A 23944-nucleotide genomic window follows, 5' to 3' on the forward strand; every position below is an offset into this window, starting at 1 on the left:
CGGCGGCCGAGAAGGCGGGAAACGCGGGGGCGAATGGTAAAATTCGCGGATGAAAAAACTCGTGATCCTGATTTCCGGTCGCGGCAGCAACATGGAGGCCATCGTCCGCGCGTGCGCGCACGAACGCTGGCCGGCCGAGATTGCCGCCGTGATCGCCAACCGGCCCGATGCGGCCGGGCTGGCTTTTGCCGCGTCGCACGGGGTGGCGACGGCGGTGGTCGACCACCGGTCGTTCGACGGCCGCGACAGCTTCGACGCGGCGCTCGCCGACGAGATCGACCGCTTCGCGCCCGATCTCGTCGTGCTCGCCGGCTTCATGCGCATCCTCACGCCCGCATTCGTCAGACGATACGAAGGCCGGCTGCTGAACATTCACCCGTCGCTGCTGCCGAGCTTCAAGGGCATCCACACGCACCAGCAGGCGCTCGATGCGGGCGTCGCGCTGCATGGCGCGAGCGTGCATTTCGTCACGCCCGAGCTCGACAGCGGGGCGATCGTCGCGCAGGGCGCGGTGCCCGTGCGCGCGGGCGACGACGCGGCGGCGCTCGCGCAGCGCGTGCTGAGCGTCGAGCATGTGCTGTATCCGCGTGCGGTCCGCTGGTTCGTCGACGGGCGTCTGCGCCTCGAGAACGGCCGTGCTGTGGTCGCGCCGGAAGAGGCGCGCTGGATTTTCGCGGATCAACCGCATACCGAAACGAGTGAGGGCGTATGAAGCTGCACGGATTCCTGATCGGCCAGACCGAGACTTTGCTGGCCGAAGTGCTGAAGTTCGCCGGCCCCGCCGACGCGACGACGAGCCGCTTCTTCCGCGCGCACCCGAAGCTCGGGCATGCCGAGCGCGGCGTGATCGCCGAGGCCGTGTTCGCGGTGCTGCGCCGGAAGATGGAGTTTTCGCACCTGGCCGAGAGCGGCACGGGTACGCCGGCGCGACGCCTCACGCTGCTCGGCCTGATGCAGACGGTCGGCCGCAATGCGCTGAAGCCGTTCCTGTCCGACACCGAGTCGGCATGGCTCGAGCACGTGTCGAAGATCGATCCGGCGAGCCTGCCCGTGCGCATTCGCACGAACCTGCCCGACTGGATTCACCAGGCGCTGTCGGCCCGTTTCGATGCCGACGAGCTCGCGCAGCTCGCCGCCGCGCTGAACTATCCGGCGCCGCTCGACCTGCGCGCCAACGCGCAGAAGGCGACCCGCGACCAGGTGATCGAAGCGCTGCGCGTGAGCGGCATCGAGGCGGGCGCGACGCCGTTCGCGCCGTTCGGCGTGCGCGTGGTCGGCAAGCCGGCGCTCACGCGCCTGAAGCTGTTCGAGGAAGGCGCGATCGAGGTGCAGGACGAAGGCAGTCAGCTGCTGTGCTCGCTGGTCGCGCCGCGTCGCGGCGAGATGGTCGTCGATTTCTGCGCGGGGGCGGGCGGCAAGACGCTCGCGCTGGGCGCGATGATGCGCTCGACCGGGCGCCTCTATGCGTTCGACGTGTCGGAAAAGCGCCTCGCGAAGCTGAAGCCGCGGCTCGCGCGCAGCGGGCTGTCGAACGTGAACCCGGTGCTGATCGACAGCGAGCACGACGCGAAGATCAAGCGGCTCGCCGGCAAGATCGACCGCGTGCTGGTCGACGCGCCGTGCAGCGGCCTCGGCACGCTGCGCCGCAACCCGGACCTGAAGTGGCGCCAGACGCGCACGGCGATCGACGAGCTGACGCCGAAGCAGGCGTCGATCCTCGCGAGCGCCGCACGCCTGGTGAAGAAGGGCGGCCGGCTCGTCTACGCGACCTGCAGCGTGCTCGACGCGGAGAACGAACGCATCGTCGAGCAGTTCCTGGCCGACCATCCGGAGTTCGTGCTGGTGCCGGCGCAGAAGGTGCTGGACGACCAGCGCATCGCGCTCGAAACTGGCGACTACCTGTCGCTGTGGCCGCACCGGCACGCGACCGACGGCTTCTTCGCCGCGGTGCTCGAACGGCGCGCCGCGCAGTAACGACGGGCCGCACGGACGATGGAGAATCTGCAGAGTCGCCTGCTGTCGCACCGGCTGGCCTTGGTCATCCGCGACTTCCACCAGCCGGTGATGATCTGGCAGGCGGCGATTCTGGTCGGCGCGCTGGGCTTCGCATGGGTGGCCGCGCGCTTCGTGCACGGCCGGATCGATGCCCGCCGCCGGGCGGCCGGGCGCGCGCCAGGCGCGGGTGCGCAAAGCCTGAAGCGCGCATTGTTCCCGTTGTTCGGCGGCGTGTTCGTGGGCGTCGCGCAGCTCGCGTTCGACCCGTTCATGTCGACGTCGCTGCTGTCGCTCGCGCTCGTGCCGCTGTTCGGCATCGGGCTGATCTACGTGCTGTTCTTCTTCGCGCGGCGCGTGTTCGCGCGCGACGGCCACACGCATGCGTGGCTGTCGATCGTCGAGAAGATCGTGTCGACCGTCGTGTGGGCCGCGATGGTGCTGACCGTGCTCGGCATCCAGCGCGACGTGCTCGGCTGGCTCGACAGCGTGCAGTTCCGTGTCGCCAATGCGCACCTCACGCTGCTGTCGGTGATTTCCGGCGCGTTGTGGGTGTGCGTGACGCTGATGGTCGCGATGTGGCTCGGCTCGGTACTTGAAGATCGCCTCACGCGCGCGAGCACGCTCGACGCGAACCTGAAGGTCGTACTGTCGCGGGTCGGCCGCGCGCTGCTCGTGTTCGCGGCGATCCTGATCGGGCTGTCGCTCGTCGGTATCGACGTGACGGTGCTCGGCGTGTTCGGCGGCGCGGTGGGTGTCGGCCTCGGGTTCGGGTTGCAGAAGATCGCGAGCAACTACGTGTCGGGCTTCATCATCCTGCTCGACCGTTCGCTGCGGCTCGGCGACGCGATCAGCGTCGGCGGACTGCAGGGCGTCGTCACGCAGATTCGCACGCGCTACACGGTTGTGCGCGGCCTCGACGGCAACGAGACGCTGATCCCGAACGAGAAGCTGATCACCGACGTCGTGCAGAACCAGTCGTCGTACCTGACGCGCGGCTATGCGAAGGTCGCGGTACAGGTGGCGTACACGAGCGACGTCGAACATGCGCTCGCGCTGCTCGCCGATGCCGCGAAGGATGTGCCGCGCGTGCTGGCCGAGCCTGCGCCCACCGCGTATCTGGCGAGTTTCGGCGCGGACGGGATCGACCTGGAGCTCGGCTTCTGGATCGAGGATGCGGCGAAAGGCACGTCGGGCGTGCGTTCGAGCGTGAACCGCAACATCTGGCGGCTGTTCAGCGAGCACCGGATCTCGATTCCGTTTCCGCAGCGCGAAGTGCGCGTGGTCGGGTTGCCGGACGGTTTTCCAGCCGCGAACGCGGCGGAACCGCGCGACCCGGCGCCGGCCGGCAACGGTGCGCTGGACGGACGTGCGCCCGCTGCGTAATGCGTATCGACCGTCAAATGGTTCGACCCCGCGACCGGAACCGGATCGCGGGCCTTTTCGAGTCCGCCCGTGGACTGTTCCGGTTGCGTCAGGGCAAGAAAATGTTCATTTTTTACAAAGACTTGGAACGGTTGAAGTAAAATTCCGGTCTACACGCGGTATGCTTTCATTTTTATGACGCTTGGCGCGGGCCGGCGTCGCTCTCATCACAGGTAACTGCCTTGTTGAATTCCCTGCTCGATTTTCTTTCCCACGGGCTCCTGCATTTTTCGTGGTGGCAGGTCGCGCTGTTCGCGCTGGCCGTCACGCACGTCACGATCATCGGCGTGACGGTCTATCTGCATCGCTGCCAGGCGCACCGCGCGCTCGAACTGCATCCGATCGCGAGCCACTTCTTCCGCCTCTGGCTGTGGATGACGACCGGCATGCTGACCGGCCAGTGGGCCGCGATTCACCGCAAGCACCACGCGAAGTGCGAGACCGAGGAAGATCCGCACAGCCCGCAGACGCGCGGCATCTGGAAGGTGTTCCTCGAAGGCGCCGAGCTGTATCGCGCGGAAGCGAAGAACGAAGAGACGATGCGCAAGTTCAGTCACGGCACGCCGAACGACTGGCTCGAACGCAACGTCTATTCGAAGTACCCGATCCTCGGCGTGAGCCTGATGATGGTGATCGACGTCGCGCTGTTCGGCGTGCTCGGTCTCACCGTGTGGGCCGTGCAGATGGTCTGGATTCCGTTCTGGGCGGCCGGCGTCGTCAACGGCTTCGGTCACTTCTGGGGTTATCGCAACTTCAACTCGGCCGACGCGAGCACGAACCTGTTCCCGTGGGGCATCGTGATCGGCGGCGAAGAGCTGCACAACAACCACCACACGTTCGCGACGTCGGCGAAGCTGTCCAACAAGTGGTACGAGTTCGACATCGGCTGGATGTACATCCGCATCATGTCGGCGTTCGGTCTCGCGAAGGTGAAGAAGGTCGCGCCCACGCCTCGCCTGAACAAGCCGAAGACGGTGCTCGACCAGGAAACGCTGCAGGCCGTGCTGTCGAACCGCTATGAAGTGATGGCGAGCTACGGCAAGGCCGTGAAGCGTGCGTACCGTCAGGAGCTCGCTCACCTGAAGGAAATCGGCGGCGAGAAGTACCAGCTGATGCGCGGCGCGCGCAAGTGGTTCCACAAGGATGCCGACGGCCTCGACGAGCCGCAGAAGAAGCTGCTGCCGGAAATCTTCGCGAACAGCCAGAAGCTGCATACGTATTTCCAGCTGCGCCAGGATCTCGCCGCGATCTGGGATCGTTCGACCGCCTCGCGCGAACAGCTTCTCGCGCAATTGCAGGATTGGTGCCATCGCGCAGAACAAAGCGGCATCAAGGCGCTGCAGGAATTCGCGACGCGCCTGCGCCGCTACGCCTGATTCGAAATCGATTAGAATCTAAGGACGTCAAAAACCCCGCGTTGGCGGGGTTTTTTTATTGGGTCCGCCGGTTTTTTGAAGGGTAATCGGCAGGGCCGGATTCGTATGACGCATTGGGGCAATGCGGCAGTGTTGTTCCGGTGTGTGTTCAGGGGATGGGACCGGAGTAAGCGCTGAAGCGCTAACTCGGGTCGACCGCGAAGCATGGGGCCTGAGTAAGTGCTAAAGCACTAACTCAGGCCGACAGGAGATATGGAGATGCAATCGACGATCAAACCCGTCGAGTATGACCGGCCCGTCGCAGCAGGGACCGTATGCGGCGTGGGGCAGGCATGGGCCAAGGTGCCCGACGCACCGTCCGCCGAAGAGCGTGCCGCGCTGAAGGCGCGCATCAAGGCATTGCTCGTGCGTGAAAGGGCCGTACTGGTCGCACACTACTACGTCGACGCCGAATTGCAGGAACTGGCCGACGAAACTGGCGGCTGTGTTGCAGATTCGCTCGAAATGGCCCGCTTCGGCCGCGATCACGACGCGCAGACGCTCGTCGTCGCCGGCGTGCGGTTCATGGGCGAAACCGCGAAGATCCTGAGCCCGAACAAGCGGATCCTGATGCCCGACCTCGACGCGACCTGCTCGCTCGACCTCGGCTGCCCGGTCGACGAATTCTCGGCGTTCTGCGATGCGCATCCCGACCGCACCGTCGTCGTCTACGCGAATACCAGCGCCGCCGTGAAGGCGCGCGCGGACTGGATGGTCACGTCGTCGATCGGCCTCGAAATCGTGGCCGACCTGCACGCGCGCGGCGAGAAGATCATCTGGGCACCGGATCGCCATCTCGGCAGCTACATCCAGAAGAAAACCGGAGCGGACATGCTGCTCTGGCAAGGCTCGTGCCTCGTGCACGACGAGTTCAAGGGCATCGAACTCGATCTGCTGCGCGCCGAGTACCCGGACGCGAAGGTGCTCGTCCACCCCGAATCGCCGGAAAACGTCGTCGCGCAGGCCGATGTGGTCGGCTCGACCACGCAACTGATCGATGCGGCCGTCAAGTTCGACGCGAAGCGCTTCATCGTCGCGACCGATCTCGGCATCCTGCACAAGATGCAGCTCGCGGCACCCGGCAAGACCTTCATCGCCGCGCCGACGGCCGGCAACAGCGCCACCTGCAAGAGCTGCGCACACTGCCCGTGGATGGCCATGAACGGCCTCGCGAACCTCGCCGACGTGCTCGAGCGCGGTCACAACGAGATCTTCGTCGATCCCGCGATCGGCGAGCGCGCGCGCCTGCCGATCGACCGCATGCTCGACTTCGCGGCCGCGCACAAGAAGCGCGTGCAGGCGAGCGGCGATCTGCAGCGCGACCAGCAACTGTTTGCGAACGTGGGGGCTGCATGAGCAACGCCGTCTCCCCGCTGTTCGACGTCGTTCGCAAGCAATACGGCGCGGCATTCGACGACGCCATCGCGCGCAACGTGGCCGATGCGATCGCGGAAGATGTCGGCACCGGCGATCAGACCGGGCGGCTCGTCCCGGCCGGAGAACGCCGTCGCGCACGCATCATCGTGCGCGAGGAGGCCGTGCTGTGCGGCGTGCCGTGGTTCGAGGCCGTGATCGCCCGGATCGATCCGGCGATCGTCGTGCAATGGCGCTACCGCGAAGGCGACCGGATGACGTCCGATTCGACCGTCTGCGAACTCGAAGGGCCGGCGCGCGCGCTGCTGACCGCCGAGCGCAACGGGCTGAATTTCCTGCAGTTGCTGTCGGGTGTCGCGACCGCGACGCGCCGTTACGTCGATCGCGTCGAAGGCACGCGCGCGAAGATCCTCGATACGCGCAAGACGCTGCCGGGTCTGCGGCTCGCGCAGAAGTACGCAGTGCGCGTCGGCGGCGGCGAGAACCAGCGTCTCGCGCTGTATGACGGCATCCTGATCAAGGAAAACCATATCGCAGCGGCCGGCGGTGTCGGCGAGGCGCTCGACGCGGCGTTCGCGCTGGCGTCCGGCGTGCCGGTGCAGATCGAAGTCGAGACGCTCGCGCAACTCGAAACCGCACTCGCGCATCGCGCGCAGTCGGTGCTGCTCGACAATTTCACGCTCGACATGATGCGTGAAGCGGTGCGCGTGGCAGACGGCCGGGCGGTGCTCGAAGTGTCGGGCGGCGTCAATTTCGATACGGTGCGTGCGTTCGCGGAAACGGGGGTCGATCGCATCTCGATCGGCGCGCTGACGAAGGACGTGCGCGCGACGGATTACTCGATGCGAATCGTCGACTGACCGCGCCCCGTCGATCAGACGAAAAAGCCGTTGGCGTGCAAACGCCAACGGCTTTTTTCCTGTGCGGCCGCAGCCGGGAAGGGCGTGCGGCTCAGCGACGCGTACGTGGCGTGAGCACGCTCGGCAGGGCCTTCGGCAGCGAGTTCGGCCAGTCGCGGCTGTAGTGCAGCCCGCGGCTTTCGCGGCGCGAGTGTGCGCTCTTCACGATCAGCGTCGCCACGTCGACGAGGTTGCGCAGCTCCAGCAGGTCGCGCGTCACGCGGAAGTTCGCGTAATACTCGTGGATCTCGTCGCGCAGCAGGGACAGACGGTGCTTCGCACGTTCGAGACGCTTGTCGGTGCGCACGATGCCGACGTAGTTCCACATCAGGCGGCGCAGCTCGTCCCAGTTGTGGGCGACGACGACTTCCTCGTCGGCATCCGACACGCGGCTTTCGTCCCACGCGGGCAGCGCGGCGGGCGTTTCGGCATCGAAACCGGCAGCCTCGATCGCCTCGGCCGCCGCGCGGCCGATCACCAGACATTCGAGCAGCGAGTTGCTCGCGAGCCGGTTCGCGCCGTGGAGCCCGGTGTACGACGTTTCGCCGACCGCATACAGGCCCGCGAGATCGGTGCGCCCGGCGAGGTCGGTGACGACGCCGCCGCACGTGTAGTGCGCGGCCGGTACGACGGGAATCGGCTCTTTCGCGATGTCGATGCCGAATTCGAGGCAACGTGCGTGGATCATCGGGAAGTGTTCGCGCAGGAACGCTTCCGGCTGGTGGCTGATGTCGAGATACACGCAGTCGATCCCGCGCTTCTTGATCTCGAAGTCGATCGCGCGCGCGACGATGTCGCGCGGCGCAAGCTCGGCGCGCGGATCGTGCGCGGGCATGAAGCGCGTGCCGTCGGGCAGCTTCAGCAGGCCGCCTTCGCCGCGGACGGCTTCCGAGATCAGGAACGATTTCGCGTACGGATGGAACAGGCAGGTCGGGTGGAACTGGATGAATTCCATGTTCGACACGCGGCACCCCGCGCGCCACGCCATCGCGATGCCGTCGCCGGTCGCGGTATCGGGATTCGTCGTGTACAGGTAGACCTTGCCCGCGCCGCCGGTGGCGAGCACCGTATGCGGCGCTTCGATCGTGATCGTGCGGTCGTTGTCGACGTCGAGCGCGTACAGGCCGTGACAGCGGCGGCCGGGCAGGCCGAGCCGGTCCGACGTGATCAGGTCGATCGCGTGGTGGTTCTCGAAGAACGTGATGTTCGGATGCTGGCGCGCACGCGCCGACAGCGTCGCGAGCACCGCATGGCCGGTCGCGTCGGCCGCATGGATGATCCGGCGGTGACTGTGGCCGCCTTCGCGCGTGAGGTGGAAGCCGAGTTCGGCGGCATCGTCCTTCGTGAACGGTACGCCCTGCGAGATCAGCCATTCGATCGCTTCGCGGCCGTGCTCGACGATGTAGCGCGTCGCGCCTTCGTCGCACAGGCCGCCACCGGCGACCAGCGTGTCGTCGACGTGGTTCTCGATGCTGTCGGCCGAATCGAGAACGGCCGCGATGCCGCCCTGCGCGTTATCGCTCGCCCCCTCCATCATCGACCGTTTCGCGATCAGCGCGACGCGTCGCGTGCTGGCCAGATTGAGTGCGACCGACAGCCCTGCCAGGCCGCTGCCGACGATCGCCACGTCGAATTTCATGCTGCATCTCCATCGTTACGCTTTTGTCTTGTGCATTCCGGCGGCCGTGGCCGCGGAAAGGGGAGAGCATACCGCGTCGCGCCGGAGCGTGCGCGCAAAACAAAAAGCCCCGCATGTGCGGGGCTTTTCGGTCGCCGTCAGGCTGGCAGAAACCGGAGATTACTTGATCTTGGTTTCTTTGTATTCCACATGCTTGCGGACGACGGGATCGAACTTCTTGATCGCCATCTTTTCCGGCATGTTGCGCTTGTTCTTCGTGGTCGTGTAGAAGTGACCCGTACCAGCGGTCGACTCGAGCTTGATCTTGTCGCGTGCGCCTTTTGCCATGATTGTGCTCCTTGGGCTTAGGCTTCGCCGCGTGCGCGCAGGTCAGCGAGCACGGAATCGATGCCGTTCTTGTCGATCAGGCGCAGGCCGGCGTTCGAGACGCGCAGGCGCACCCAGCGGTTTTCGCTCTCTACCCAGAACCGGCGGTTTTGCAGGTTCGGCAGGAAGCGGCGCTTCGTCTTGTTGTTGGCGTGGGAAACGTTGTTGCCGCTCATCGGCGCTTTCCCAGTTACTTGGCATACGCGTGCCATGAGAGCACTCCTAATACGCTAAATTCGGGGTTCGATCGCCGATGAAGGTTCCATCGCACCGCCACGTGATCCATGGCTGCACTCAGAACGCCGAAGCCCATACAGACAAGGCCCTTCGATGGCTAGAACTGGTTGGAAAAAAGACAGACGGCGATTCTAGCAGAAAAAGTTCAGAAAAATCAAACCTAATTTCGCTTCGCCGTTGCGGCGCCGTCGGACGGGCCGCAACCGCACAGTCTACAGCCAACCGGCCCGTGCGAACGAAAAAGTATCGCAGGTGCCGATGACGACGTGATCGAGCAGCCGCACGTCGACGAGCGCGAGCGCGTCGTGCAGCACGCGGGTCAGGCGCCGGTCTTCCGCGCTCGGCTGCACCGCGCCCGACGGATGGTTGTGGGCGACGATCAGCGCCGCGGCGTTGTGCACCATCGCGCGGCGCACGATTTCGCGCGGGTAGACCGCCATGCGCGTGAGCGAGCCGCGCGTGATTTCTTCCATGTCGATCACGCAGTGGCGCGCATCGAGGTAGACGGCGGCGAAGACTTCGTGCGGGCGCGCGCCGATCTTCAGCCGCAGATAGTCCTCGACCGCGCCGGGCGAATCGATCTGCTTCTTCTCGCGCGCTTTCTCCTTCAGCACGCGCCGCGCGATCTCGATGACCGCAACCAGTCGGGCGGAGCGCGCCGGCCCGATGCCGGGGTGCGCCTCGAAATCGTCGGCGGTTGCCTCCAGCAGCCCGCGCAGCGTCTTGAACTGCGCGACCAGCGCGCGGGCGGTGACGAATACGTCGTGCCCGGGCTTGCCGGTGCCGAGCAGCAGCGCGATCAGTTCGTCGTCGGTCAGGGCGTCCGGCCCGCGCTCCAGCAATCGTTCGCGCGGCCGCTCGGGCCGCCAGTTGCCCGGACGGCGCTTGCTTCGGCGGATCGGGATGACGCGGCCGGACGGCGCGGCGGGCGGATCGGCGGCGTCGCGACATTCGACGGGCGGCAGGGGGACAGCAAGGCAGGATGACAGCATGCTCGAAACTCCATTGGCGGCGGGCAGTGTGCGCGACGTCGTCGCACTTTCCGCCTTGCGCGCTCAGGTGACTTACAATATTGGCTTTGCGCCGGGCCTATCGGCCGTATCGGGCGCCGACCGAACGAGTAATTCATGAGCCTCATCGATCTATCCGAAGTGAAGCCCGGTTCCCACGTCACGTTGCATTACCGGCTGGCACTGGCCGACGGCGCCGACATCGTCAACACCTTCGCCGACAAGCCGGCCACGCTGCTGCTCGGCGCGGGGCAGCTGGCGCCGTCGCTGGAACAGATTCTGCTCGGGCTCAGGGTCGGTGACCACTCGACTTTTCGGCTATCGCCCGAGCAGGGGTTCGGTCCCCGCAATCCCGACATGCTCCAGCGCGTGACGCTGTCGACGCTGCGCGAGAACGGGATGGTCGGCGACGATTTCACGCCGGGCGAGCTGATCGAGTTCAACGCGCCGGACGGCGGCCGATATGCCGGGGTGCTGAAGGAAGTCGGCGAAACCTCGGCGCTGTTCGACTTCAATCATCCGCTCGCGGGCCAAGCGCTCACGTTCGAAGTGAAAATCATCGGAATCCTGTAATCATGAGCACCACCGATACACTGTCCGGCCAGACCGTCGCAGCCGATGCCGAAATCCTGCTGGCCCAGCCGCGCGGTTTCTGCGCAGGCGTCGATCGCGCGATCGAGATCGTCGAGCGCGCGATCGCGATGCACGGCGCGCCGATCTACGTTCGTCACGAGATCGTCCACAACAAGTACGTGGTCGAGGATCTGAAGAAGAAAGGCGCGATCTTCGTCGAGGAACTCGAGGAAGTGCCGGCCGGCAATACCGTGATCTTCAGCGCGCACGGCGTGTCGAAGGCCGTGCGCGACGAGGCCGACGTGCGCGGGTTGCGCATTTACGACGCAACCTGCCCGCTCGTCACGAAGGTGCACGTCGAGGTGGCGAAGATGCGTCAGGACGGCGTCGACATCGTCATGATCGGGCACAAGGGCCATCCGGAAGTCGAAGGCACGATGGGGCAGGTCGAGCGCGGCATGCATCTCGTCGAGAGCGTCGAGGACGTGCAGAAGCTCGAGCTCGCCGATCCCGAGCGCATCGCGCTCGTCACGCAGACGACGCTGTCCGTCGACGACGCCGCCGAGATCATCGGGGCGCTGAAGGCCAAGTATCCGAAGATCCGCGAGCCGAAGAAGCAGGACATCTGCTACGCGACGCAGAACCGCCAGGATGCGGTGAAGTTCATGGCGCCGCAGTGCGATGTCGTGATCGTCGTCGGCAGCCCGAACAGCTCGAATTCGAGCCGCCTGCGCGAAGTGGCCGAGAAGCGCGGCGTGGACGCGTACATGGTCGATGCGCCCGACCAGATCGATCCGGCATGGGTCGCGGGCAAGCGCCGCATCGGCGTGACGGCCGGCGCGTCGGCGCCCGAAGTGCTCGCCCAGGCCGTGATCGCGCGGCTGCGCGAGCTGGGCGTGCGCAACGTCCGTGCGCTCGACGGCATCGAGGAAAACGTGTCGTTTCCGCTGCCGCGCGGGTTGAACCTGCCGCCCGCCGCCTGATTGACGCATCGCACCCACGGAACACCGAAGCGCGCCTCCCGGCGCGCTTTTTTTTGTCTGTCGGAATTGCAATCGCAACCATTATTCGTACTCAAGGTGCAACCCGGTTGCTCTGGCTGTTCGGAAGCGTTTCTCAAAATTGGTTGCAATGCAGGAAAACCCCATCGAATCAGGTTTATTGGCGTTCTATAAATGGAGTTACAATGCGCCCGTTTTCAGGCCGGAATGGCTTTGAAATCGGGTTTTGGCAAGGCGCGGGAGACCATTCGATGCATGTGAAGTTGGCTTACGCCGTGTCCGTCGCCGCACCGGTTGCAATGCTTGCCGGCTGCAGCAAAAACAGCGACGACCGGGCGGCCAGGGAGGCTGCGGTGTTCGCGGCACCGTCGGCCAGCGGCGTGCGCGTCGCCGGAACCGGACGTGCGGCATCGTTCGCGGGCCGCATCGCGCAATGGGGCAAGGACAAGGAAAACGGGGCACGTTTGGCGATCGAGGAAATCCACGCGCTGGGCCTGGCGAACGATCAGGCAGCGAGTACGCAGGTTGCAATACCGCAAGCCGCCGGTCGCGGCGTGACGGCGAGCGGGCGTGCCGATCGACGCATGCCGGCCATGGCGCCCGGCGATGCGCGCAGCGTGCCGATGTCGTCGCCCCTCTTTCATTTCGATTCGACGAAACAGCGCGTCGCCGCGGGCAATCGTGCCGCGGCGCGCAGCCTGGTTCGTACGATGGATTCCGACGCAGTCCTGACGAATGTCGGGCGTTGCGTTCGCCGTGCGTCGCCACGCAGCGCGGCACGGAATCCGATCCGTTCGGGTGCGGGGCTTGCCTCGCACCGGACGGGACAAGGCACGGATGCCGGGCAACCGGACGATGGCCGTCTCGGCATGCTGCTTCACGACTTCAAGGAGGCCACGAACACCGTCCTCGATGTCGTGACGATTTAGCGACGGGACTCATGACGGCACCGGAACAGTGCGGTGCCGTTTTTGTATCCGCTCCGGCGGCAGGTCCGGCCGTACAGGCCGGGCGGCGCGCGCCGGGACGATCCACCCTTACCGGTATCGACTAGTACCCGCAGTGTCGCCGAGAAGGCGCGATTCCTCGCTTACCCGCGGGGCGCAACGTCCTCCGGCAGCACGGGCCAAGGAGCTTTAAATGGATATTTTCGTCCAGCAGGTTCTCAACGGGCTGGTGCTCGGCAGTGTCTACGCCATCATCGCGTTGGGCTACACGATGGTGTACGGCATTCTCGGCATCATCAACTTCGCGCACGGCGACGTGCTGATGATCGGCGCGATGGTCGCGCTGTCGGCCATCACCGTGCTGCAGAACCATTTCCCCGGACTCGGCAACGTCGCAACGCTGACGATCGGCCTGGGCATCGCCGCGGTCGTCTGCGCGTTCGTCGGCTTCACGATCGAACGGGTCGCGTACCGGCCGCTGCGTCGCGCTCCGCGCCTCGCGCCGCTGATCACCGCGATCGGCGTGTCCATCCTGCTGCAGACCGCTGCGATGATCATCTGGTCGCGCAACCCGCTGCCGTTCCCGCAACTGCTGCCGACCGATCCGATCAACGTGATCAAGGCGACCGACACGACGCCCGGCGCCGTGATCTCGGTCACTGAAATCGTGATCATCGCGGTGGCGTTCATCGTGATGGGCGGCCTGCTCCTGCTCGTGCACAAGACCAAGCTCGGCCGTGCGATGCGCGCGATCGCGGAAAGCCCGAACACCGCGAGCCTGATGGGCGTGAACCCGAACTTCGTGATCTCGGCGACGTTCATGATCGGCTCCGCGCTCGCCGCGCTGGCCGGCGTGATGATCGCATCCGAATACGGCAACGTGCACTTCTACATGGGCTTCATCCCCGGCATGAAGGCATTCACGGCCGCGGTGCTGGGCGGGATCGGCAACCTCGGCGGTGCGATGGTCGGCGGCGTGCTGCTCGGCCTGATCGAGCAGCTCGGGGCCGGCTACATCGGCAACCTCACGGGCGGCGTATTCGGCAGCAACTATCAGGACGTGTTCGCCTTCATCGTGCTGATCATCGTGCTGGTGTTCCGTCCGTCCGGCCTGCTGGGCGAACGTGTCGCGGATCGCGCGTAACGGAAGGGAGCAAACAACATGACATCCATTCAACCGATCGAATCCTCGACGTCGCTCGTCGAAGAGCGCAATACCGCCAAGACCGTCATCATCGGCATCCTGACCGCCGCCTTCGTGATCGCCGCGCCGATCATCATCGGCTCGGCCGGCGGCAACTACTGGGTCCGCGTGCTCGACTTCGCGATGCTGTACGTGATGCTCGCGCTGGGCCTGAACGTGGTGGTCGGCTTCGCCGGCCTGCTCGACCTCGGCTATATCGCGTTCTACGCGGTGGGCGCCTACACGGCGGCATTGCTGAGCTCGCCGCACCTGACGTCGCAGTTCGAGTGGATCGCGGCGCTCGCGCCGAACGGGCTGCACATCCCGTTCCTGATCATCGTGCCGATCGCGATGGCGCTGGCGGCGACCTTCGGGATCCTGCTCGGCGCGCCGACGCTGCGCCTGCGCGGCGACTACCTGGCGATCGTGACGCTCGGCTTCGGTGAAATCGTCCGGATCTTCATGAACAACCTCGACCGTCCGGTGAACATCACCAACGGCCCGAAGGGGATCACGGGCATCGATCCGGTGCACGTCGGCGGCTTCAACCTGTCGCTGACGCATTCGATCTTCGGCTTCCAGCTGCCGTCGGTCTACATGTACTACTACCTGTTCGTGCTGTGCGCGCTGCTGGTGATCTGGGTGTGTACACGCCTGCAGCACTCGCGTATCGGTCGCGCATGGGCGGCGATTCGCGAAGACGAAATCGCGGCGAAGGCGATGGGCATCAATACCCGTAACGTGAAGCTGCTCGCATTCGCGATGGGCGCGTCGTTCGGCGGCCTGTCGGGCGCGATGTTCGGTGCGTTCCAGGGCTTCGTGTCGCCCGAGTCGTTCACGTTCTGGGAATCGATCGTCGTGCTCGCGTGCGTGGTGCTCGGCGGGATGGGCCACATCCCGGGCGTGATCCTGGGCGCGGTGCTGCTCGCGGTCTTCCCGGAATTCCTGCGCTCGACGATGAGCCCGCTGCAGCACGCGCTGTTCGGTCATGACGTCGTCGATACGGAAGTGATCCGTCAGGCGCTGTACGGCCTCGCGATGGTGGTCATCATGCTGTACCGCTCGGAAGGCCTGTGGCCCGCGCCGAAGCATGAGGACAGGATCGCGAAGCTGGCGAAGCGCAACAGCAAGAAGCCGGTGCGCGCCTAACCGACGGACAAGGGGATATACACATGAGCGACAAGCAAATCCGACTGTCCGTGCAGGGCGTGAACAAGCGCTTCGGCGGGCTGCAGGCACTGTCCGACGTTGGTCTGCAGATCCGCGAAGGCGAGATCTACGGGCTGATCGGCCCGAACGGCGCCGGCAAGACGACGTTCTTCAACGTGATCACGGGCCTCTACACGCCGGACTCCGGCGACTTCAAGCTGGACGGCGAGAACTACACGCCGACGGCCGTGCACCAGGTGGCCAAGGCCGGCATCGCGCGCACGTTCCAGAACATCCGCCTGTTCGGCGGGATGACGGCGCTCGAGAACGTGATGGTGGGCCGCCACGTGCGCACCAAGCACGGGCTGCTCGGCGCGGTGTTCCAGACGCCGGCCGAACGCCAGGAAGAGCGCGAGATCAAGGAACGCGCGATCGAGCTGCTCGAGTACGTCGGCGTGTTGCAGTACGCCGATTACACGTCGCGCAACCTGTCGTACGGCCACCAGCGCCGGCTGGAAATCGCGCGGGCCCTCGCGACCGACCCGAAGCTGCTCGCGCTCGACGAGCCGGCGGCCGGGATGAACGCGACCGAGAAGGTCGAACTCACGCGCCTGCTCGACAAGATCCGCTCGGACGGCCGCACGATTCTCCTGATCGAGCACGACGTGAAGCTCGTGATGGGGCTGTGCAACCGGATGACGGTGCTCGATTACGGCAAGGTGATCGCCGAGGGTCTGCCGCAGGACGTGCAGAAGAATCCGAAGGTGATTGAGGCATATCTCGGCGCAGGGGTGCACTGATGGCAGCGGCAATGTTGAAAATCAAGGGCTTGCAGGTCAACTACGGCGGCATCCAGGCCGTCAAGGGCGTTGACATGGAAGTCCGTCAGGGCGAGCTCGTGACGCTGATCGGCGCGAACGGCGCAGGCAAGACCACGACGATGAAGGCGATCACGGGTCTCAAGGCTTATTCGGCGGGCGACATCGAGTACGACGGCAAGTCGATCAAGGGCGTGCCGTCGCACGAGCTGCTCAAGCGCGGCCTCGCGATGGTGCCGGAAGGCCGCGGGATCTTCGCGCGGATGTCGATCGTCGAGAACATGCAGATGGGCGCGTACCTGCGCAACGACAAAGAGCAGATCAAGAAGGACGTCGATCGCATGTTCGGCTTCTTCCCGCGCCTGAAGGAGCGGGCGACGCAGCTCGCGGGCACGCTGTCGGGCGGCGAGCAGCAGATGCTCGCGATGTCGCGCGCGATCCTGTCGAAGCCGAAGCTGCTGCTGCTCGACGAGCCGTCGATGGGCCTGTCGCCGATCATGGTCGAGAAGATCTTCGAAGTGGTGCGTGAAATCTCGAAGGAGGGCATCACGGTGCTGCTCGTCGAGCAGAACGCGCGCCTCGCGCTGCAGGCGGCCGACCGCGGCTACGTGATGGATTCGGGCATGGTCACGATGGAAGGCGATGCGAAGCAGATGCTCGACGATCCGAAGGTGCGTGCCGCGTATCTGGGCGAGTAATCGGGTGAACGATCAGGCCCGGTGACGCGTGGCGGCATGTGCCGCGCGCGTCGCACCCGGGCTTTCGAAAAGCTGTCACGGGATGCCGTGACAGCTTTTTTTTCGTGCCGTGCGATTCGGTGCGAACTTGTTCGGGTGGATGCGACTCCACTGGACTGTTGCGGCGCGTACGCAGCGCGGGAATGCCGGAGGCGGTCGCCCGACGCCCGTCCCCCGCAAACCGACACACGGGCCGTGTAGCATCGACGGCCGATCGGCACACGGAGAGCACGCATGAGTCTGGACTACGGTTTCGTGAAGGCGAAGGTGACATCGGTGGCGAAGCTGAAGGGCTCGCAGCACGGCAGCGAGACCCAGTATCACGTCCACCTGACGCTCGCGTTGCCGGGCGGCGACTGGGACGTCGCGATCAACGTCGGCACCAACGACGCGGACGACCTGCTGAACTACAAGCTCGTCTACGATTTCCACCACCCGATCACGCAGACGCTCGCGGCCGCGGCCGAAGGCTATACGGACCTGACGGGGCAGACTGCATTGCCCGCGCTCGATTACCTGCGCAGCGACATCCTGAACGAAACCGGCGCGTGGCGCGCGAGCGCCGTGATGGACGGCACCGAGCATGCGGAGCCGATCCCGTCGCTGCTGCGGCTCGTGAACGATGCGCAGTCGCAGGGGCTCGACGTCGTCGTGTTCGGCCGCTCGTATGCGGAAGGCAACGGCATCCACGATACGCACATGAACCAGGGGTCGACCGGCCCCAACTACCTGCACCGCGCGGGCGACGACCACAACGATCACAACGACATCTGGCAGGACGGCGCGTTGATCGTACGCGTGAGCGACACGCAGTGGGCCGCGTATTTCGCCGCATTCGAGCAGCAGGCCGTGCCGACCGACGCGCTCGGCAATCCGCTGCCCGGCGCGGGGCCGATCACGCGCTGAGGTGTGCGGCTGCCGGCCTTTGCTTCAAGCGGCCGGCAGCGTCTTGCCGAACGAGATGCGTTCCTCGACGCGGTAGCCGAGCGCCGCGTAGAAGCGGCACGCATCGTCGTTGCCGGGCAGCACCTGCAGGTTGATCTTCAGGCAGCCGCGCGCGGCGAGCGCGCGTTCCGCATGCGCGATCAGCGCGCGGCCGATGCCGAGCCGACGCGCGTCGTTCGATACGCCGAACGAGTAGAGCCAGCCGCGATGCCCGTCGAAACCTGCCATCAGCGTGCCGACCACGCGTGCGCCGCTGGTCGCGACGAAGAACAGTTCCGGCTGCGTCGCGAGCTTCAGCTCGATCGATCGCAGCGGATCGCGGTGCGGCGGCGCGTCCGCGTCTTCGTACTGCGGGAACGCGTCGCGCCAGACCGCGAGCACGGCCTCGGTGTCGGCGCGCTCGAACGGGCGGATTGCGACGGCATCGGCGGCATCGGCGGCGGTATCCATCGGCGGGGTCTCCTTAGAGCGTATCGAGAATCGACCGCAGCATCGCCATCATCTGGTCGATTTCTTCGGTCGTCACGTTCAGTGCGGGCATGAAGCGCAGCAGGTTCGGCCGCGCGGCGTTCAGCAGCAGGCCGTCGGGCTGCATGTCGCGCGCCTTCTCGACGATCTGCGGGCCGATGTCCTTGCCGAGCAGCAGCGCGCGCAGCAGGCCCTCGCCGCGTTCGCCTTCGAAGCCGCGCTCCTCCGACAGCTCGAGCAGCTTGCGCTTCAGGTATTCGCTGCGCTCGCGCACGCTTTCGAGGAACCCGGGTGCGACGAGCTGCGAGATCACCGAATAACCGACCGCCGTCATCAGCGGGTTGCCGTTGTACGTGCCGCCCTGGTCGCCGGCCTCGAACACCGCGACGTCGGCCTTCGACAGCAGCGCGCCGAGCGGGGCGCCGCCGCCGATGCCTTTCGCGAGCGTCATCACGTCCGGCTCGATGCCGGACAGCTCGTACGCGAACAGCGTGCCCGCGCGGCCGCAGCCGCTTTGCACTTCGTCGACGATCAGCAGCAGGTTGTGCTGCTTCGTCAGCGCGCGCAGCGCCTGCATGAATTCACGCGTGGCCGGAATCACGCCGCCTTCGCCCTGGATCGGCTCGAGCATCACCGCGACGGTCTTGTCGGTGATCAGCTTCTCGACCGAGTTGATGTCGTTCAGCTCGGCCTTCGGGAAGCCCGGCACCTGCGGCGCGTAGATCGTGTCCCAGCCCGGCTTGCCGCTCGCCGACATCGTCGCGAGCGTGCGGCCGTGGAAGCTATGGTCGAACGTGATGATCTCGTACGCGCCGTTCTTGAACTTGCGGCCCCACTTGCGCGCGAGCTTGATCGCGCCTTCGTTCGCCTCCGCGCCGCTGTTCGTGAAGAACACCTTGTCGAACACGCTGTGCTGCGTGAGCAGGCCCGCGAGCTTCGCCATCGGCTCGTTGTAGAACGCCGGCGACGGGTTCAGCAGCTTTTCCGCCTGCGTCTTCAGCGCTTCGACGATGCCGTCGTTGCAGTGGCCGAGGCTGTTGACGGCCCAGCCCTGGATGAAGTCCAGATAGCGCTTGCCGGTGTGATCGTAGAGCCACGAGCCCTTGCCGTGCGTAAACACGATGTCGGGGCGGTTCGTGATGTACATCAGCGAGTCGATCGGATAATCGTTCAGGGGCATGGCAGCAGACTCCAGCGGACGTTGAAAGGGAAACGGGCAATAAAAAAGCCACGGAAGGCCGTGGCTGATGGGTTCGAACAGCTTGTGCGTAACCGGTGAAGCAGTGTGGAGGTTACGCGCGAGTCCGTGACGAGCCTGCGGCATCCGGGCGGAGCGGCGAGCGGCGACGTCGAAGGGCGGACAGGAAGCAGTTCATGTGCGCAAGCATAAGGCATCCCGCGCCCCACTGTAAACCGCCGCGATGCCACGGATGTGACACGGCGGCGCGCAGCGGGGCGCGCTCGCGCCCGGCGCTCAGACCGGATGCGCGAGATCGGCGGCGCTCGTGAACGAGTCCGCGTAGAACTCGTCGGCCGGCAGCGCGTGGTGCTGCGTGAAGTCGCGCTGCGCGGACTCGACCATCACCGGCGCGCCGCACGCATACACCTGGTGGCCCGACAGGTCGGGCAGATCCTCGATCACCGCGCGATGGACGAAGCCCGTGCGGCCCGTCCACTGGTCGCCGGCGTCCGGCTCGGAGAGCACCGGCACGTACTTGAAGTTCGGGATTTCGCGCGCCCACTGCTCGGCCAGCTCGCCGAGGTAGATGTCCTTCTTGCGGCGCGCGCCCCAGTAGAGCGTCATCGGGCGCGTGATGCCCATGTGCTTCACGTGCTCGATGATCGCCTTGATCGGCGCGAAGCCCGTGCCCGACGCGAGCAGCACGATCGGCTTGTCGGAATCTTCGCGCAGGAAAAATGTGCCGAGCGGGCCTTCGAAGCGCAGGATGTCGCGCTCCTTCATCGCGCCGAACACGTGGTCGGTGAACTTGCCGCCCGGCATGTGGCGGATGTGCAGCTCGATCGGGCCTTCCTCGTGCGGCGCGTTCGCCATCGAGTAGCTGCGGCGCGAGCCGTCCTTCAGGATGAACTCGACGTACTGGCCCGCGAGATACTGCAGGCGTTCGTTGGCGGGCAGTTGCAGCCGCACGACCATCACGTCGCCGGCCTTGCGCTCGAGCGCGGCGATCCGGCACGGCAGTTTCTTGACCTGCACGCCGTCGACGCCGGCGATTTCACGCACGTCGATCTCGAGGTCGCATTGCGCCTTCGAGCAGCACAGCAGCGCGAGGCCGCGCGTGCGCTCGTCGTTGGACAGCGCCGATGCGGCGTGCGGACCCTGTTCGATCTGGCCCGACACGATCTGGCCCTTGCAGGAGCCGCACGCGCCGTTCTTGCAGCCGTACGGCAAGTGGACGTTCTGGCGCAGCGCGGCGGCCAGCACGGTTTCGTCCGACTCGACCTGGAATTGCCGGCCGCTTTGCTTGAGAGTGACGTTGAATGCCATAGAACCAAACTAGAACAAGATGTGGGGGACCGTGCATGTCGAGCACGGCAGCTACAATGCAAGCCCGTTGCGCGTCGCGCAACGGCGGCTACTGATTTCGCAACCAACATGATCGCGACTCGAATCCTGCGCCGGCCGCGCGCACTGATCGTCGGCTGCGGCGACGTCGGCATGCGCTGCGTCGCGCAATGGCGCGACACGCGCCGCAACCTGCGGATCTTCGCGCTGACGAGCCACCCGGCCCGCCGCGACGAACTGCGCGCCGCGGGCGCGACACCGATCGTCGGCGACCTCGATCGCCGGGCGACGCTCGACCGCGTCGCGGGCCTCGCCCGCACGATCCTGCATCTCGCGCCGCCGCAGGCCGACGGGCGCGACGATCGCCGGACGCGTGCGCTGATCGCCGCAACGTGCATGCCCGCGCGACGGCCGGCGGCACCGCCGGCGCCGGCGATCGGCCGGCTTCGAACGCTGCGCTTCGCGACCCGACAGGCCGGTGCGCCCGTTCGGGGAGCGCGTATTGTACCCGACGGCCTTCGCGCGCCGACGCTCGTCTACGCCAGTACGACGGGCGTATACGGCGATTGCGGCGGGGCCCGCATCGACGAAACGCACCCGCTGCGCCCCGCGAATCCGCGTGCGTTCCGGCGCGTGTCGGCCGAGCGGCAACTGCGGGCGGCGACGGTGCGCGGCGTGCTGTCCGCGCGCATCGTGCGCATTCCGGGCATCTACGCGGCGAACCGTCTGCCGGTCGCGCGGCTCGAGCGCGGCACGCCGGCGCTCGAGCCGGCCGACGACGTCTACACGAACCACATCCACGCGGACGATCTCGCGGCGATCCTGCGCCGTGCGGCCGAACGCGGCAGGCCGGCGCGTGCCGTGCACGCGTCGGACGACAGCGAACTGCGGATGGGGGAGTATTTCGACCGGGTCGCGCAGGCGCTCGGCCTGCCGAAGCCGCCGCGCATCAGCCGTACGGACGCCGAGCGCCAGCTCGAACCGACGCTGCTGTCGTTCATGCGCGAGTCGCGACGCCTGTCCAACACACGGCTCAAGGCCGAATTGTGCGTGACGTTGCGCTATCCGACCGTAGACGATTTCCTTCAAACGCTCGCGCCGGGCAGCGCGTCAGGTGAGCGCCGGTAACGCCTCGATCAGCAGGAAGCACAGCAGCGCACCGATCAGCGCGCCAATCAGGTTCGGATGATATTTGTGCTTCATGTGCATCGCGGCCAGCAGCCCGCCGATCACGATCACACCGATGACCGCGAACGCGATCATCACCGACGACAGCTCGAAAGTATGGTTGGCGTTCATGATGTCTCCCCTGCATCGCTGCTTGTACAGCTTGTGATTTCAGTATAGCGGGGGAACCTGCGGTCGAGATGCGGTCGAACCTCGAACGGTCGTGCGGATTTTCCCTTACTTGCGCAGGGCAGCAAGGTCGGCGTCGTCGAGCCACCGCCAGGCGCCGGGTGCGAGGTCGTCAGGCAGCGCGAAGCCGCCGATACTTTCGCGATGCAGCGCTTCGACGCGGTTGCTCGCCGCCGCGACCATGCGCTTGACCTGGTGGTACTTGCCTTCGAGAACGGTCAGCGCGAGCGTGTGCGTGTCGCGCGCGTCGGCGGCGAGCGCCGCGATCGGTTTCGGCTCGCCGTGGAGCTGCACGCCGGTGCGCAGCGCGGCGAGCTGCGTGTCGTCGAGCGGGTGGCGCACGGTCGCGACGTAGGTCTTCGGCACCTTGCGCTTCGGCGACGTGTACGCGTGCACGAACTGGCCGTCGTCGGACAGCAGCAGCAGGCCCGTGGTGTCCTGGTCGAGCCGGCCGACGCACTGCACGCCGCGCGCGACGAGCGGCGCGGGCAGCAGGCTGAACACGCTCGCGTGGTGTTGCGGATCGCGCGAACACTCGTAACCGGCCGGCTTGTTGAGCGCGAGATACGCGCGCGCGTGGAACGGCCACGCGGTATCGTCGACCGAGAACACGAGGCCGTCGGTGTCGAACGCGGCGTCGGGGTCGGTCGCGCCGGCGCCCGCCACGGCGACGCGGCCCGCTTCGATCAGGCCGCGGCACTGGCGGCGCGAGCCGAAGCCCTGGGTGTAGAGAATGCTTTCGAGATCCATAGCGCGCGCATTCTATCAAGCGGCGGCGGTGGGGCGGCATGAACCCGCCTGCACTGGTAAGCTGCCGGTACGCCGCGCGGGGGCGCGGCGCCCGTTCATTTTTCACGGAAAGTCCATGCCTTTCGCTTCGTTCCCGTTCGGCCGCCAGGCCGCCGCCGTCATCGCCGCCGCGACCGTCTCGTCGGCCGCGTTCGCACACGCGCACCTCGCGAAGAGCGACCCGGCCGCGGGCGCGGTGGCCGCCGCCGCACCGGCCGCCGTCACGATCGACTTCACCGAGCCGCTGGAGCCGGCGTTCAGCTCGATCGTCGTCGTCGACGGCGGCGGCAAGACGGTGTCCGACGGCCGCGCATGCATCGACGCGTCGAACCGCAAGCGGATGACGGTGCCGCTCACCGCGCTCGGCGCGGGCGCCTACACGGTGAAATGGGTGGCCGTCGCGACCGACGGGCATCGCACGCAGGGCGCGTACGGCTTCACCGTGAAGTGACGCAACGGCGCAGGCGGGCCCGTGCCAGGGCTGCCGCCGCCCCTATCCGACAGGGAGTCCCGCATGAATCCGACGACGCTCGACGCACTCGCCGATTTCCCCCGTCAGCTCGAAGCCCATTTCGCGGCCGTCCCCGACGGCTACGCGCGCTGGACGCCCGACGACTGGGCCGGGATCCCGAGCGAACACTTCTCGCCGCTCGGGCAGTTGTGCCACGTGCGCGACATCGAGATCGACGGCTATCACGTGCGGCTGCGGCGGATGCTCGACGAAGACGATCCGCTGCTCGTGTCGATCGACGGCGACGCGCTCGCGATCGAGCGCCGCTACAACGACGCGTATGCGTCCGACGTACTCGCGGCGATCCGCGACGCGCGGCGCGAGACGCTGGATCTCGTGTCGCGCCTCACGCCCGAACAGCTCGCGCGCACCGGCAGGTTCGACGGCTACGGTTCGCTGACCGTGCGCGGGCTCCTTCACTACCTGTGCAGCCACGACCAGCAGCATCTGGCCGGCATGCAGTGGCTGCTCGGCAAGATCGACGCAGTGCTGTACGCACGCTGAGCCGGCCGGCATTCGCGCAGGCGACTGGTCGCAGATTCGGGCGCGGTTGTCGGTGCGGCACGCTACTTTGCGCGGCTTCGAT

26 protein-coding genes are annotated in these 23944 nt (G+C 66.3%); 17 read left to right on the top strand and 9 right to left on the bottom strand.

Annotated features, from left to right (window positions below; genetic code table 11):
* The first annotated feature begins 49 nt into the window (after window positions 1-49).
* The 6 genes from purN to nadC all read left to right on the top strand — a co-directional run bounded on the left by purN (window position 50) and on the right by nadC (window position 7066).
* Window positions 50-712 (top strand): phosphoribosylglycinamide formyltransferase, encoded by a 663-nt coding sequence (gene purN, locus HWX08_RS14840; RefSeq protein WP_174920594.1) that lies wholly within the window; start codon window positions 50-52, stop codon window positions 710-712.
* The gene (locus HWX08_RS14845; protein ID WP_107313217.1) at window positions 709-1974 is read left to right on the top strand and encodes an RsmB/NOP family class I SAM-dependent RNA methyltransferase; all 1266 of its coding nucleotides are present in this window, start codon (window positions 709-711) and stop codon (window positions 1972-1974) included. The genes purN and HWX08_RS14845 overlap by 4 nt, the downstream gene beginning before the upstream one ends.
* An 18-nt stretch (window positions 1975-1992) precedes the next feature.
* A complete protein-coding gene (locus HWX08_RS14850) occupies window positions 1993-3378 on the top strand; it encodes a mechanosensitive ion channel family protein (RefSeq protein ID WP_174920593.1) in 1386 nt (461 codons plus the stop codon).
* 221 nt (window positions 3379-3599) lie between these two features.
* Window positions 3600-4793, top strand: coding sequence for a DesA family fatty acid desaturase (locus tag HWX08_RS14855; RefSeq protein WP_069257381.1), 1194 nt, complete (start codon window positions 3600-3602; stop codon window positions 4791-4793).
* Between the two features lie 258 nt (window positions 4794-5051).
* Entirely contained in the window at window positions 5052-6188 is a 1137-nt protein-coding gene (nadA, locus tag HWX08_RS14860) for a quinolinate synthase NadA (RefSeq protein WP_069258053.1), read from the top strand.
* The gene (gene nadC / locus HWX08_RS14865; protein WP_069257380.1) at window positions 6185-7066 is read left to right on the top strand and encodes a carboxylating nicotinate-nucleotide diphosphorylase; all 882 of its coding nucleotides are present in this window, start codon (window positions 6185-6187) and stop codon (window positions 7064-7066) included. The genes nadA and nadC overlap by 4 nt, the downstream gene beginning before the upstream one ends.
* A 91-nt stretch (window positions 7067-7157) precedes the next feature.
* Here nadC and nadB read toward each other — a convergent pair whose 3' ends face one another.
* The 4 genes from nadB to radC form a co-directional block, all read right to left on the bottom strand.
* Window positions 7158-8744 (bottom strand): L-aspartate oxidase, encoded by a 1587-nt coding sequence (gene nadB, locus HWX08_RS14870; RefSeq protein ID WP_069257379.1) that lies wholly within the window; start codon window positions 8742-8744, stop codon window positions 7158-7160.
* Between the two features lie 159 nt (window positions 8745-8903).
* A complete protein-coding gene (rpmG, locus tag HWX08_RS14875) occupies window positions 8904-9071 on the bottom strand; it encodes a 50S ribosomal protein L33 (RefSeq protein WP_006478046.1) in 168 nt (55 codons plus the stop codon).
* 17 nt (window positions 9072-9088) lie between these two features.
* On the bottom strand, window positions 9089-9322 hold the full coding sequence (rpmB, locus tag HWX08_RS14880; RefSeq protein WP_004186391.1) for a 50S ribosomal protein L28: 234 nt from the start codon (window positions 9320-9322) through the stop codon (window positions 9089-9091).
* A 237-nt stretch (window positions 9323-9559) separates the two neighbouring features.
* Window positions 9560-10339, bottom strand: coding sequence for a RadC family protein (gene radC, locus HWX08_RS14885; protein ID WP_174920592.1), 780 nt, complete (start codon window positions 10337-10339; stop codon window positions 9560-9562).
* A 135-nt stretch (window positions 10340-10474) separates the two neighbouring features.
* Here radC and HWX08_RS14890 point away from each other — a divergent pair, with 135 nt between their 5' ends.
* The 8 genes from HWX08_RS14890 (at window position 10475) to HWX08_RS14925 (ending at window position 17671) form a co-directional block, all read left to right on the top strand.
* Window positions 10475-10930, top strand: coding sequence for an FKBP-type peptidyl-prolyl cis-trans isomerase (locus HWX08_RS14890; protein WP_069257377.1), 456 nt, complete (start codon window positions 10475-10477; stop codon window positions 10928-10930).
* A gap of 2 nt (window positions 10931-10932) precedes the next feature.
* Window positions 10933-11913: a 4-hydroxy-3-methylbut-2-enyl diphosphate reductase gene (ispH, locus tag HWX08_RS14895; RefSeq protein ID WP_011352949.1), complete on the top strand. Its 981-nt coding sequence runs from the start codon at window positions 10933-10935 to the stop codon at window positions 11911-11913.
* 203 nt (window positions 11914-12116) lie between these two features.
* The gene (locus HWX08_RS14900; protein WP_174920591.1) at window positions 12117-12860 is read left to right on the top strand and encodes an amino acid-binding protein; all 744 of its coding nucleotides are present in this window, start codon (window positions 12117-12119) and stop codon (window positions 12858-12860) included.
* Between the two features lie 211 nt (window positions 12861-13071).
* Entirely contained in the window at window positions 13072-14022 is a 951-nt protein-coding gene (locus HWX08_RS14905; RefSeq protein ID WP_006488946.1) for a branched-chain amino acid ABC transporter permease, read from the top strand.
* 18 nt (window positions 14023-14040) lie between these two features.
* Window positions 14041-15210 (top strand): ABC transporter permease subunit, encoded by a 1170-nt coding sequence (locus HWX08_RS14910; RefSeq protein WP_174920590.1) that lies wholly within the window; start codon window positions 14041-14043, stop codon window positions 15208-15210.
* Between the two features lie 23 nt (window positions 15211-15233).
* Window positions 15234-16010, top strand: a complete 777-nt coding sequence (locus HWX08_RS14915; protein WP_069257374.1) for an ABC transporter ATP-binding protein — start codon at window positions 15234-15236, stop codon at window positions 16008-16010.
* Complete coding sequence (locus tag HWX08_RS14920) at window positions 16010-16726, top strand: ABC transporter ATP-binding protein (protein WP_069257373.1); 717 nt, start codon at window positions 16010-16012, stop codon at window positions 16724-16726. Before HWX08_RS14915 ends, HWX08_RS14920 begins: the two co-directional genes overlap by 1 nt.
* 273 nt (window positions 16727-16999) lie before the next feature.
* Window positions 17000-17671: a DUF2278 family protein gene (locus HWX08_RS14925; protein WP_107313222.1), complete on the top strand. Its 672-nt coding sequence runs from the start codon at window positions 17000-17002 to the stop codon at window positions 17669-17671.
* Between the two features lie 24 nt (window positions 17672-17695).
* Here HWX08_RS14925 and HWX08_RS14930 read toward each other — a convergent pair whose 3' ends face one another.
* The 3 genes from HWX08_RS14930 to HWX08_RS14940 form a co-directional block, all read right to left on the bottom strand.
* Window positions 17696-18160 carry a GNAT family acetyltransferase gene (locus HWX08_RS14930; protein WP_174920589.1) on the bottom strand — a complete coding sequence of 155 codons (465 nt, stop codon included), beginning with the start codon at window positions 18158-18160 and terminating at the stop codon, window positions 17696-17698.
* A gap of 13 nt (window positions 18161-18173) precedes the next feature.
* Window positions 18174-19358: an acetylornithine transaminase gene (locus tag HWX08_RS14935; RefSeq protein ID WP_069257370.1), complete on the bottom strand. Its 1185-nt coding sequence runs from the start codon at window positions 19356-19358 to the stop codon at window positions 18174-18176.
* A 294-nt stretch (window positions 19359-19652) separates the two neighbouring features.
* Window positions 19653-20684, bottom strand: a complete 1032-nt coding sequence (locus HWX08_RS14940) for a CDP-6-deoxy-delta-3,4-glucoseen reductase (RefSeq protein WP_174920588.1) — start codon at window positions 20682-20684, stop codon at window positions 19653-19655.
* Between the two features lie 108 nt (window positions 20685-20792).
* Here HWX08_RS14940 and HWX08_RS14945 point away from each other — a divergent pair, with 108 nt between their 5' ends.
* On the top strand, window positions 20793-21830 hold the full coding sequence (locus tag HWX08_RS14945; RefSeq protein WP_174920587.1) for an NAD-dependent epimerase/dehydratase family protein: 1038 nt from the start codon (window positions 20793-20795) through the stop codon (window positions 21828-21830).
* Here HWX08_RS14945 and HWX08_RS14950 read toward each other — a convergent pair.
* The gene (locus tag HWX08_RS14950) at window positions 21813-22001 is read right to left on the bottom strand and encodes a hypothetical protein (RefSeq protein WP_069257367.1); all 189 of its coding nucleotides are present in this window, start codon (window positions 21999-22001) and stop codon (window positions 21813-21815) included. The genes HWX08_RS14945 and HWX08_RS14950 overlap by 18 nt on opposite strands.
* 105 nt (window positions 22002-22106) lie before the next feature.
* Window positions 22107-22808, bottom strand: coding sequence for a pseudouridine synthase (locus HWX08_RS14955; RefSeq protein WP_069257366.1), 702 nt, complete (start codon window positions 22806-22808; stop codon window positions 22107-22109).
* Window positions 22809-22923: 115 nt separating this feature from the next.
* Here HWX08_RS14955 and copC point away from each other — a divergent pair, with 115 nt between their 5' ends.
* Together copC and HWX08_RS14965 are read left to right on the top strand one after the other, a co-directional pair.
* Window positions 22924-23298: a copper homeostasis periplasmic binding protein CopC gene (copC, locus tag HWX08_RS14960; protein WP_174920586.1), complete on the top strand. Its 375-nt coding sequence runs from the start codon at window positions 22924-22926 to the stop codon at window positions 23296-23298.
* Between the two features lie 63 nt (window positions 23299-23361).
* Window positions 23362-23862, top strand: a complete 501-nt coding sequence (locus HWX08_RS14965; protein WP_174920585.1) for a DinB family protein — start codon at window positions 23362-23364, stop codon at window positions 23860-23862.
* The last annotated feature ends 82 nt before the right edge of the window (window positions 23863-23944 follow it).

Source organism: Burkholderia metallica (assembly GCF_902832845.1).
Taxonomy (GTDB): domain Bacteria; phylum Pseudomonadota; class Gammaproteobacteria; order Burkholderiales; family Burkholderiaceae; genus Burkholderia; species Burkholderia metallica.